A 10,669-nucleotide genomic window follows, 5' to 3' on the forward strand; every position below is an offset into this window, starting at 1 on the left:
ATGGTTTCATGCAGTTGTCCTGATGACAGTCTCCACCTGCGCGGCCGCCCTCGTGTCTGGGTATCCGCCTCCTGCTGCTGCCCAGCCACTGGGATCCGAATCCATACTGCCGTCGCCCATCCAGGACGACGACTTCTTTTCGTGGCCACCGAACGTCGCAGACTACGCGGCTGGCGAAATCATCCGCTCACGGGAAGTGACGCTCCAGGCGTTCCAGAACACACTGGTAGATCAACGGGCATACCAGATCATGGTGCGATCCAACGATTCCAAGGACAGACCGGTTCCGGTGACCGCGACGCTACTGGTCCCGACCGCAGCGTGGACTGAGCCAGGGCCCCGCCCGGTGGTCGCCTACAACGAGCCCATCGACTCCCTGGGCGCGCAGTGCACCCCCTCATACAAGATGCTGCACGACTTGCAGACCCTCAGTCTCGACCCGCCTACGCTTCCATTGCTCCTGGAAAAGAACTATGCGGTGCTCGTCCCCGACCACGAGGGGCCGAGGATGGCGTACGGCGCAGGACGCATGGCCGGACATGCCGTACTGGACAGCATTCGCGGGATGAAGAATCTGGCCGAAATCGGCCTGTCGGAGAGTCCCGTCGTCGCCGCCGGCTATAGCGGGGGTGCGATCGCCACCGGGTGGGCGGCACAACTGCAACCGTCGTATGCTCCCGACGTCGAATTGGCCGGGGCTGCCGCCGGAGGGACTCCCGTCGATTTCGGGCTGCTGCGCCAAACGATGGACGGTCAGCTCGGTTCGGGTCTGTATCTGTCTGCCGTGCTCGGGCTCGCCCGTGAGTATCCCGAGATGCTGGAGTTGGCGAATCCGTTGGGCTTTCTCCTCGCGACGTCGCCACTCAAAGAACAGTGCAGCACGACACTCGAACTAAGCGGTGTGTCCATGCTCCCCGTCGAACTGCTCGCGGCCCAGCCCGACCCATTCGACACCCCGACGGGCGAAACCGTTGTCGCCGAGAACAGAATGGGTGCGTCCACCCCGACGACCCCGGTACTCCTCTATCACGGGTCATCTCGGGTGTTTCTGGGCGATGAGTTCATTCCGGAAGAAGGGGCGATTGCCCTGCAGCAGGAGTGGTGTCGCGGCGGAGGCGACATCACCTATTCCCCGCAGATCGGCGAGCACATCACCGCAGCGTGGTTCGCACTGCCCGACCTGATGCACTGGATCGACGAACGACTCGCGGGAGTTCCGGCGCCTCGGGGATGCCGCTGACCGCTAACGATGCACGTGCGGCAGCAACAAAGTGGCCTGCCCACCCTCGATACGTGCCTCATCGAGCCACGTAGCAGTCTGCTCTCGGGCCCGGGTGATCAGTTCGTCGGCGTTACCGAAGTCGGCGGGACTCGTGTCCAGCGGGCACAGCGGGGGCACGACCCGGATATCAGCGATGTTCTCGTATCGCTCGACGTCGAGCGCAAGACGCTGATTGACCGCAAGGGTCACTCCGAGCAACCCCATACCCAGGGCACTTCCCGGGACTTTCGACAACGTGCAGGCGTATCCGGTGGGCAGAACCCACACCGTGGTGGCGCCCAGTTCGATCGCGTGGGAGATGGGCGTGTTGTTGACGACCCCACCGTCCATCAGTGCCCGGCCGTCGATCACCACGGGTGGGAGGATTCCCGGCAGCGCCGCGCTGGCCGTGACGGCATCAACTGCAGGCCCCGTCGACAGGCGAACGTCCCGGCCGGTCAACACGTCGGTCGCGACCACGTGCAGTGGGATGGGCGCGTACTCCATCCGCTTGAAGCGGAGGTGCTTCGCCAGCAAACGCCTGATCGCGTGGTTGGACACAAGATGGTTCCCGAAGCCGACAAATCCGGTGAAACCGGTGAACAATGTGGTTGGGAACACCGCGCTGCGCTTCAGCCCACGCCACAGATCGGCCAGTTCACGAATATCCTCGTCGGACGATCCTCCCGCGAGATAGGCGCCGTTGAGGGCACCGACGGACGAACCGACGATGAGGTCGGGCCGAATTCCCCGGTAAATCAGGGTCTGCAACATTCCGACCTCGATCGCGCCGAGGCTCGCTCCGCCCGACAGAACGAAAGCTGTGGTCATGCCGCCACCGTAGCCGGTCAGCCCCGACGGTACAGGCTCGCGATGTCGTCGGCGAAACGTTCGGTCACCACGCGGCGCTTGATCTTCAGCGTGGCGGTCAAATCTCCGTCGGCCTCGGTGAGGTCTCGGTCGAGGATGACGAATCGCTTGATCGACGTGGTGTGGGAGGCGACGGTGTTCGCATCGTCGACCGCATCCTGTAGATCCCCGCGCAAGTCCTCATTGTCTCGTAGGTCGATCACCGACGCCTCGGACGGCTTGCCGTGCAGGGACTTCCACTCCTCGAATTCCTGCGGGTCGACGGTCAGCAGGGCGCCGACGAACGGCCGGCCGTCCCCGACCACCACCGCCTGCGAGACCAGCGGATGCGCGCGCAGTCGGTCCTCGAGAGGCCCCGGCGACACGTTCTCGCCACCTGCGGTGACCATGAGATCCTTCTTGCGTCCGGTGACGGTGAGGTAGCCCTCTTCGTCCAAGTTGCCGAGATCACCGGTACGGAACCAGCCATCGTCGAATGCTTCCGCGGTGGCCTTTTCGTTGCGCCAGTACCCTCCGAAGACGACACTGCCGTGCAGTTCGATTTCACCGTCCGCGGCGATGCGCACGCTGTTCCCGCCCAGTGGCTTGCCGACGGTTCCGATCTTCTGCGCACCGGGGATATTTGCGCAGTGCGCGGCGGTGGATTCGGTGAGCCCGTAGCCCTCGTAGACCGGAACCCCGATTCCGCGAAAGAAATGACCGAAGCTCGGCACGAGCGCCCCGCCGCCGGAAATCGCCCACCAGCAGTGGCCGCCCAGGGAGGCTCGGAGTTTCGAGTAGACGAGCATGTCTGCGAGCGCACGTTCGAATCGGAGACGCAGCGACAGATCATCATTGTCCGAGGCTTCGCTCCAGGCAATCGCCGTGTCCTCAGCAAACTCGAAGATCCGCCGCTTCAGGCGCCCACCCGACACCGCCTTACGTGCCGCACCGCCACGCACCTTCTCGAACACGCGGGGAACACCGAGGATCGTGGTGGGCTGGAATCGCTCGAACTCACTGGTAATCACGCCGAAGTCCGGCAGGTGTACCTGCGTCGCACCGGCCTCGAACATCGCAAGCGACACGGCACGTGCCAGGACCTGTGCCAGCGGAAGGAACATCAGCACGCTGTTGCCCGGCCTGGCGACGTCGCCGATCGAGGCAGCAAGCAGCGCCCGCACCTCCGAGAGGAAGTTCCGGTGGGTGAGGATGCAGCCCTTGGGTCGTCCCGTAGTCCCCGACGTGTACACCAGCGACGCCAAATCTTCTGCGGTCAGCGCCAGCACGCGGTCGAATACCTCGCCGTCGTCGATCGATCGCCCGTCCTTGATGAGTGTGCCCACCGCGTCGTCATCAATGGTGAGGATGCGCTTCAGCGTGTAAGGGATGCCGTCGCCGGCGAAGCTCGACGCGTGAGCGGCGGTCTCCACCAGCGCGGCCACGGCACCCGAATCCTCGATGATCCAACGGATCTGGTCGGGTGAGGAGGACTCGTAGATCGGAACGGATGCGGCACCTGCGGCCCAGATCGCGTAGTCGAGCAGCGACCATTCGAATCGCGTCGACGACAGCAGTGCCACTCGGTCACCCGGACGAACACCAATGGCGATCAGGCCCTTCGCAACTCCGGTGACGAGTGCTGCGAAGTCCTCGGCAGTCACATCCACCCAGCCTGCGGACTCCTTGCGGGAGTACATCACACGATCCGGATTGCTCTCGGCGTGTGCAAACACCGACAGTACCGCGTTCTCGTGGTCCATAACGGTGAACGTCGGCGCACTGGTGTACTCACGCACGGTCGTTGCCTCCGATGCTGTCATCAGTGGTGACGCCCCGGCGGAACTTCCGGAGGTGCCGGACGAAGGCGTCGACATCGCTGTCCGACCATGAGTTCAACCGGTTGCGCACTTCTTCTATCCGGCGTGCGTCGGCACTGGCCAGCACCGCGACTCCCCCTTCGGTAAGAGTCAGCGGATGCCCGCTGCGCAGCGGTCCCGGCTCGGCACGCACCCATCCTTCGTCGACGCATCCCCGCAGTTGACGCGACACTGTGGAGCGATGTAAGCCGAACGCGTCGGAGATCCGGGTGGCCCAGCACCCCGGATTGCGGGCGACGAAGGAGAGCAGTGAATGTTGGGCGAATGTCGGCGACCCAGCGACTGTGACGTCATCGGCAACGAGTTGCCTTATGAGACGAACGAGTTCGTCATGAACAGCAACCACACCCGACGCGGAGGCGTCCACCGACTCGACCTCCGCGTGCTTTGCATCGCACTCGCCCCCCCTGGCCTCGACCACCCGCGCATCCTTCCCCGTGGTCACATTTCCCGTCGTCGCATCTACCAAGTCCCGCCCATACTGCTACCGCTACCCACGCAGCACCCCTCGCCCGCGAAAACCACACGGTCACGATTCGAGAACACTTTCACTTGTCATGGCCACCAGCGTGAATGGGATCGAGTCTCCGTGCCGCGGTGAAGGAGGCGCTGGGAGCGGTCCGCGAACAGGTCACGAAGGAACGGAAGTTCCTTCCGGTCGCCTCGATCAACGGGGTTCCGATCATGCTCGGCTACTCGCACACCCTGGCCAATTACATCGTCGACATCGCGGGGGAGGAGCGCTATATCGAACGCGACAAGATGATCGACATCGTCGCCCTCGACAGTGCCGCCAACGGATTCATCCAGTCCACCCGCAACCACCTATCCGCGGTCAGTAACCGGGGTGATGCACTCGAAGACCAACTCGAACGCGACAAGACCACACTCAAGATCGCGATCGCCGAACCCGAGCTGGTCTTCGCCCACGAAGACGAACTCGAACAGGCCAAACTCGATGCCCACGAGCTGGGACTCGAGGTCAACTCCCGAGGAAACTCACCCGAGGCGCTACGCAAGAACCGACTCGACACCGAACGACGCCGGTCGGAGGGTCGGAACTGTTCGTGAAAATCAGGAATCTTATGGAATTATGCGGTAATCTATTCACATGAAGCTGACGGAGTGGGCGCGAGAGCAGGGCGTGTCGTACCGCACCGCATGGAATTGGTTTCACGCGGGAACCCTGCCCGTACCTTCCCGCCAGCTTCCGACCGGCACAATCCTGGTCGACCCACCCAAAACGCCGAAGGGGAAAGCCGTGGCGTACTGCCGGGTTTCATCCTCAGATCAGCGGGCCGACCTGGAACGGCAGGCCGGACGGGTCGCCGAGGAGTGCGGTCGTCGCGGCGTCGTATTGGACTCAACCGTCACCGAGGTTGGATCTGGACTGAACGCACACCGCCCCAAACTTGCGAAACTCCTCTCCGACCCGGAAGTGACCACCATCGTGGTCGAACACCGGGAACGCTTGGCCCGCTTCGGTGTCGAACACCTCGAAGCCACACTGTCCGCTACCGGCCGGAAGATCATCGTCCTCGACGACACCGAGGTCAACGACGACCTGGTGCAGGACATGGTCGACGTGCTCACCTCCATGTGCGCCCGGTTGTACGGTCGACGCTCGGCACGGTATCGTGCCGAGGCCGGAATCCGCTGTGCCACCAGTGAGGGCGAAAAGTGAGCGCGGTCATCCAGGCGTACAAGTTCGCTTTGGACCCAAATCCGGGGCAGGAAGATGCACTGCGCTCGCATTGCGGGGCGCAGCGTTTCGCCTACAACTGGGGCCTGGCCACGGTGAAAGCGAACCTCGACCAACGGACTGCCGAACGTAGTTACGGCATCACCGACGACGACCTCACCCCGCCTGTGTCGTGGTCCGCGTACAGCCTCCGCAAGGACTGGAACCGGGGCAAGGATGAGGTCGCCCCGTGGTGGTTGGAGAACTCGAAGGAGGCATACGCCTCCGGGTTGGCGAACCTGGCAACAGCGTTGTCGACTTGGTCGAAGTCCCGTTCCGGGAAACATAAAGGTCCGAAGGTCGCGTTCCCACGATTCAAGGGCAAGAGTGGCTTACGTTCATGCCGGTTCACCACCGGGGCGTTCGGGCTGGTCGAGGCGGATCGCCGGCACATACAGCTACCCCGGATCGGGGTAGTTCGCACACATGAATCGACCCGCAAGTTGGCGCGCCGAGTAGAGGCGGGCGCAGCGGAATGGTGGCGTGAGACTTCCCACTGAACTGTCGGCCGAACCATCGCCGAGTACGGTGACCGGGCGAACCACGATATAGTCGTGTCCGTTCTGCTGAGCAGGCCCCCACAAGTTGTGTTCGCAGAACACCCCCCGCCCGGGCATCACCCCCCGATGCCGGGGCACCGCAATTTCGTGACGAGCGTCTGCGGAGCAAAGGAGGCATTTCGGCTATGGAGGGGTGCGAGTTTGCCCGGAGAACGGGCACTGTCGTGGTCCCAGACCGGCAAGATCACTCTTGGCCTTGCAACCGAGTTCCTCGCTTCGCCGGCACGGTGATGTGGTACCGGTCGAGGACATCGAAGCACCGGCCGGCGAACCTGATATCGCCTGGGCCGCCGCGTTCATAGGGCATTTGTCGGTGAGGCTCGCGTATCTGGCTGCCCGGGAAGAGCAGCGGGGCAACCGCCTGTCGGTCGAGCGCATCGAACTTGCCGGGAATGAACTGACGGCCATCCTGTCTTACCAGAGTCGAGGATGGCCCGGCCATCGCAGTGGCCTGCGAATCGATGTACCAGGTTGGAGACAGCATCTACTTGGCAGAACCGGGGACGGACGAGCCCTCACTGCGGCCACTCATGTTCGAGCTAGATCCGTGTGGGAAAAACCGCGATCCTCGGCCGGCGCCGAAGAGATTGTGTGGACCCAACTACCGTGAGCGAACCGACGCTGATCGGCCCAGGTTCTCCACCCGACCCGATCAGCTCCGGCTTGTACCCGCTCACGAAGACTGTTACGCCCAGAGTTGCGAATCGGGGGTCGAGGAACAGATCAGCCCAATCCGGCGCTAAGCGCTTTCGATAGCTGAGAGTGCCACATTCGCGTCCTTGCCGAAGTCACGTTCCATTCGGTTCAGCACAACGATGTAATCGCGGCGGATGTTCTTCACCGACACCGTGCCGAGGAATATCCGTATGGCATCCACGATCCCGCCTACCCGGGACGGGGTAGGCGGGATCGGATCGCGCGGCACCGGCGGCAGTACCGCCTGGTCGGTCCCCATCGAGCAGCCTCCCGCGCTACCGCAGATTAGTTACCGAGTCGACCCCGCACGAAAGATCCATCGCGCCAGTTCGTTCCATAGGCTGCCGCAGATAAAGAGCTAGTATCCGCGATAATTCCTAAGCGCCGGATCGGGCGGTTCTGTTCCTCGACTCCCGACTACGACACGCTCACACCGTCACATCACCGGGTCAGGGCTTTTCGCCACCTGTTACGGAAACACCTTCCAACTCCTCATCAGGCAATAGCCTCGGGCCGTTCACCGGGGGATAAATCCCGTCAACAGCCATACGCCGACCGCCGTCAAAACAAAATTCGCGATCAGAAGGGCGACTGGCACACCAACGTCGTGACGTTTACGCGAAGTCTTCTCCATGATGCCGGCGCTCACAATCCCCATGGAAAGTGCAAACAGAGTAACTGCCCCATTTACACCCCTAGCGTATTCGAACAATGCGCTGACAAATAGAGCTGTACCCGAAAACGCGGCCACGCCGTACATTCCAAAAAATACGTCATGGAACTTCTCGTAGTGCCTCTGGTTCAGGCTGGAGGTGAACATGTTCCGCATCCCGGTACCGTAGCGGAATCCGGTTGTTCAACGATCAGGGCAGGAGATCTAGGTATTGCGGGCGGGCCTTCATGGCGTGGATAAGGAGTTCGTTCCCGCTGTCGAAGCGCAGGACGACCAGTTCCAGGAGTCGACCGTTCGGGTCGAAACCGAGTCGGAACTCGCGTGCGGGGTTGTCGTCGTCGAGGTCAGCGACGTAGACGTGGCGCTGTGCCGCGTAGATGCCGTCGTCTTCGCTGATTCCGTGTTTGAGTGCGGAGTTGTGCGTCTTCACGCGACCTGCGTCCAGGCGCGCACTGCTTCTCGAATCGCTTCTGACCTGGAAACATGTTCTTGTTCTGCCCGAACGTTCAATGCCTGCAGTAGGGCCGCGTCCATCCGCACGGGCACCACAGTTCCTGGTCCGTCCCCTATGGTCGGCCGACCTCGTTTACGTAGCTTCTCGACGTCGTAGCCGACTTCCGCCTCATCCGCCCACTCCTGGATCGTCTCGTCGGTGACGGGTGTTCCGTTGATCGTCTCGTCAGCCATACCCATTAGTGTAATACGAAAATCGGCTCCCCGGCAGTGGTTCTCTTTGCGGCACCGGACGTGGCTTTGCGTGGGGCTCACCCGGGCTTTTGCGGCCGCGCTGACGGACCGCCGACACACGGTCGGCCGAATTGGTTCTCACCGGATCATGTGTTTTGCATGTCTTCTTTGCACGTTCCGCGACCGGTTTTGCGCGTTTTGCAGGGTTTTTCACGTTGCATTGCGTCCGCAAAAGCCCGGTCTGGCGCCGGAGAGGTTCTCACCGGCTGGGGCGTCCCGACCGTGCCGGAGCGGCCCGGCTACTGAGGTTCCGGCGCCCAGCAGAGCCCGGTCCCCCGGCACACCGGCCTGCCGCGCAAAACGCGGCGGCCGGTGTGCAACCTCCGGTCGTGGCGCGCCACGCTGTTACCCACCGCATCGGCAGGCACGACTGTCGCGGACAACCCTGTCGGACCCCCGCCCTACCGTCAGACCGGCGGTAACAGCGTGGCGCACACAGAAAGACCGATCGTGACAACACTCGACGCTCTCCCCTTGCCGGGGATCGCCGCGAGACCCTCCCCCACCCGCGGCGAGCAGCTCACCCTCATCGGTCAGCCGCAACCAGTCCGGATCACCGAACGCCTGTGGCGGTCCTGGCTCGACAACCCTGCTGTCGTGGCCCGGTTCGAATCCAAACGCTACCGCCGCCGCCGGCATCAGTGCTGGCCCTGGATCGCCGGAGTGTCCTCGACCGGGCACGGATCGTTCCGCGCCGCGAGCCTGCCCGGCCCGTCCCGCCGCGGCACCGTGCCGGCGCATTTGTTCGCCTACCAGCTCGCATGCGGGGTGATTCCGCGGTTGGGGTGGTCGAATACCGAGGACGCGGTGCTGTGTCACCAATGCGATTTCGCCGGCTGCACCAACCCTGCCCATCTGCTGTTGGGAACGCACCGCACCAACCGCAGCGAGTACGACCTCCGGCGCCGCAACGTTTCCAGTCCACTCGCCGACGTCCGCGGCCCCGCTGGCCGCGCCCGCGCCATCGCCGACGCCATCCGAACCGGGATGGACCAGCGCGAAGACCCTGACACCATCGAACAGAGAATTCACGAAGCAGAGCAGGCAGGGCTGCCATTCACACTGTGGTGATGCCGGAAACGAATACCGATGGCGCCCCTGATGTGCACGATCACCACAAGCGAATCAGCCCCTGCGCTACCCTGTTCACCGTTTCCACTCATCGAATGGGGCGGTGTCCCGGTGGCACACCGCCCCTCGCATGTGCGGTGTATCGCACAGCCGGTCCGGGTGCCCGATTCCTGCCCTCGTATGGTCTTGTGGCCGTGAGTGCTTCGGCGAGTCCTGAGGCGAAATCGGGATTTCGGTTGTTAGCCTCTCCTGGGCTGGTGTGCGGGATTCGCACCGTCGGCCATCGCCACTGCACGGTTGATCCGTTTTGTTCCTCTGGGCAGGAGAAGAATGTGAATCACCACAGGAGTTTTCGCGGGTATCCCACGGTCAGCGGGCGCACCCACCGTGTCGTGCTCGGGTTGACAACTATCTTCGCGATGGTGCTCGGTATGGCCGGGGCAGGGGTGGCGGCCGCGGCCGCCGATACTGTCATCGACACCGTCCCCGTCGGGACCTTCCCGCTCGGGGTGGCGGTCACCCCGGACGGATCCCGCGCCTACGTCACCAACGGTGGCACCGGCACGGTGTCGGCGATCGACACCGGCACCAACACGGTCGTGGGCGCGCCCATCCCCGTCGGGACCAACCCGTCCGGGGTGGCGATCACCCCGGACGGGTCCCGCGCCTACGTCACCAACGGTTTCGACAACACGGTGTCGGTGATCGACACCGGCACCAACACAGTCAGCACCACCATCCCCGTCGGGAACATCCCGTCCGGGGTGGCGATCACCCCGGACGGGTCCCGCGCCTACGTCACCAACGCTTTCGGCAACACGGTGTCGGTGATCGATACCGGCACCAACACAGTCAGCACCACCATCCCCGTCGGGGACTTGCCGTCCGGGGTGGCGATCACCCCGGACGGGTCCCGCGCCTACGTCACCAACGGTTTCGGCAACACGGTGTCGGTGATCGACACCGGCACCAACACGGTCAGCACCACCATCCCCGCCGGGACCGACCCGTCCGGGGTGGCGATCACCCCGGACGGGTCCCGCGCCTACGTCACCAACAGTGACGACAGCACGGTGTCGGTGATCGACACCGCCACCAACACAGTCAGCACCACCATCCCCGTCGGGGACTTGCCGAGCGGGGTGGCGATCACCCCGGACGGGTCCCGCGCCTACGTCACCAACAGAAGTG

The 10,669-nt window shown here is 63.6% G+C and carries 13 protein-coding genes; 6 read left to right on the plus strand and 7 right to left on the minus strand.

The window, feature by feature from the left end:
- The first annotated feature begins 22 nt into the window (after positions 1-22).
- Positions 23-1,240 carry a lipase family protein gene (locus RM2_RS08080; protein WP_445009098.1) on the plus strand — a complete coding sequence of 406 codons (1,218 nt, stop codon included), beginning with the start codon at positions 23-25 and terminating at the stop codon, positions 1,238-1,240.
- 3 nt (positions 1,241-1,243) lie between these two features.
- On the opposite strand, the gene RM2_RS08085 is transcribed toward RM2_RS08080, so the two are convergent.
- From RM2_RS08085 to RM2_RS08095, 3 genes are read right to left on the minus strand one after another with little or no spacing between them, the layout of a single operon-like run.
- On the minus strand, positions 1,244-2,092 hold the full coding sequence (locus RM2_RS08085) for a patatin-like phospholipase family protein (protein WP_072688326.1): 849 nt from the start codon (positions 2,090-2,092) through the stop codon (positions 1,244-1,246).
- Between the two features lie 17 nt (positions 2,093-2,109).
- On the minus strand, positions 2,110-3,909 hold the full coding sequence (locus RM2_RS08090) for an AMP-dependent synthetase/ligase (protein ID WP_072688339.1): 1,800 nt from the start codon (positions 3,907-3,909) through the stop codon (positions 2,110-2,112).
- The gene (locus RM2_RS08095) at positions 3,902-4,435 is read right to left on the minus strand and encodes a MarR family winged helix-turn-helix transcriptional regulator (RefSeq protein ID WP_373863306.1); all 534 of its coding nucleotides are present in this window, start codon (positions 4,433-4,435) and stop codon (positions 3,902-3,904) included. The genes RM2_RS08090 and RM2_RS08095 overlap by 8 nt, the downstream gene beginning before the upstream one ends.
- 152 nt (positions 4,436-4,587) lie before the next feature.
- Here RM2_RS08095 and RM2_RS24415 point away from each other — a divergent pair, with 152 nt between their 5' ends.
- The 3 genes from RM2_RS24415 to RM2_RS08105 are packed head-to-tail and all read left to right on the plus strand — an operon-like array spanning position 4,588 to position 6,231.
- Complete coding sequence (locus RM2_RS24415) at positions 4,588-5,061, plus strand: hypothetical protein (protein ID WP_169846687.1); 474 nt, start codon at positions 4,588-4,590, stop codon at positions 5,059-5,061.
- A gap of 40 nt (positions 5,062-5,101) precedes the next feature.
- Positions 5,102-5,674, plus strand: a complete 573-nt coding sequence (locus RM2_RS08100; protein ID WP_072688340.1) for an IS607 family transposase — start codon at positions 5,102-5,104, stop codon at positions 5,672-5,674.
- Positions 5,671-6,231 (plus strand): helix-turn-helix domain-containing protein, encoded by a 561-nt coding sequence (locus RM2_RS08105; protein WP_218017215.1) that lies wholly within the window; start codon positions 5,671-5,673, stop codon positions 6,229-6,231. Before RM2_RS08100 ends, RM2_RS08105 begins: the two co-directional genes overlap by 4 nt.
- 799 nt (positions 6,232-7,030) lie before the next feature.
- Here RM2_RS08105 and RM2_RS08115 read toward each other — a convergent pair.
- From RM2_RS08115 to RM2_RS08130, 4 genes are all read right to left on the minus strand, one after another.
- Entirely contained in the window at positions 7,031-7,246 is a 216-nt protein-coding gene (locus RM2_RS08115; RefSeq protein ID WP_072688328.1) for a hypothetical protein, read from the minus strand.
- A 258-nt stretch (positions 7,247-7,504) separates the two neighbouring features.
- A complete protein-coding gene (locus RM2_RS08120) occupies positions 7,505-7,807 on the minus strand; it encodes a hypothetical protein (protein ID WP_139277695.1) in 303 nt (100 codons plus the stop codon).
- Between the two features lie 43 nt (positions 7,808-7,850).
- Positions 7,851-8,090, minus strand: a complete 240-nt coding sequence (locus tag RM2_RS08125) for a toxin (protein WP_072688330.1) — start codon at positions 8,088-8,090, stop codon at positions 7,851-7,853.
- On the minus strand, positions 8,087-8,347 hold the full coding sequence (locus RM2_RS08130; protein ID WP_072688341.1) for a ribbon-helix-helix domain-containing protein: 261 nt from the start codon (positions 8,345-8,347) through the stop codon (positions 8,087-8,089). The genes RM2_RS08125 and RM2_RS08130 overlap by 4 nt, the downstream gene beginning before the upstream one ends.
- 510 nt (positions 8,348-8,857) lie before the next feature.
- Between RM2_RS08130 and RM2_RS08135 the strand changes: the two genes are divergently transcribed.
- Both RM2_RS08135 and RM2_RS08140 read left to right on the plus strand, forming a co-directional pair.
- Entirely contained in the window at positions 8,858-9,478 is a 621-nt protein-coding gene (locus RM2_RS08135; protein ID WP_373863307.1) for a hypothetical protein, read from the plus strand.
- A gap of 332 nt (positions 9,479-9,810) precedes the next feature.
- Positions 9,811-10,669: YVTN family beta-propeller repeat protein (locus RM2_RS08140; RefSeq protein WP_245813775.1), on the plus strand; the 859-nt coding region annotated here is incomplete at its 3' end.

The sequence above is a fragment of the Rhodococcus marinonascens NBRC 14363 genome, assembly GCF_001894885.1.
Classification (GTDB): Bacteria; Actinomycetota; Actinomycetes; order Mycobacteriales; family Mycobacteriaceae; genus Rhodococcus_F; species Rhodococcus_F marinonascens.

Excerpts from the sequence above, each read along its gene's own strand:
- RM2_RS08115 (WP_072688328.1), bottom strand. The coding sequence starts at position 7,246 with ATGGGGACCGACCAGGCGGTACTGCCGCCGGTGCCGCGCGATCCGATC.
- RM2_RS08080 (WP_445009098.1), top strand. The coding sequence starts at position 23 with ATGACAGTCTCCACCTGCGCGGCCGCCCTCGTGTCTGGGTATCCGCCT.
- RM2_RS08130 (WP_072688341.1), bottom strand. The coding sequence starts at position 8,347 with ATGGCTGACGAGACGATCAACGGAACACCCGTCACCGACGAGACGATC.
- RM2_RS08100 (WP_072688340.1), top strand. The coding sequence starts at position 5,102 with ATGAAGCTGACGGAGTGGGCGCGAGAGCAGGGCGTGTCGTACCGCACC.
- RM2_RS08085 (WP_072688326.1), bottom strand. The coding sequence starts at position 2,092 with ATGACCACAGCTTTCGTTCTGTCGGGCGGAGCGAGCCTCGGCGCGATC.
- RM2_RS08120 (WP_139277695.1), bottom strand. The coding sequence starts at position 7,807 with ATGTTCACCTCCAGCCTGAACCAGAGGCACTACGAGAAGTTCCATGAC.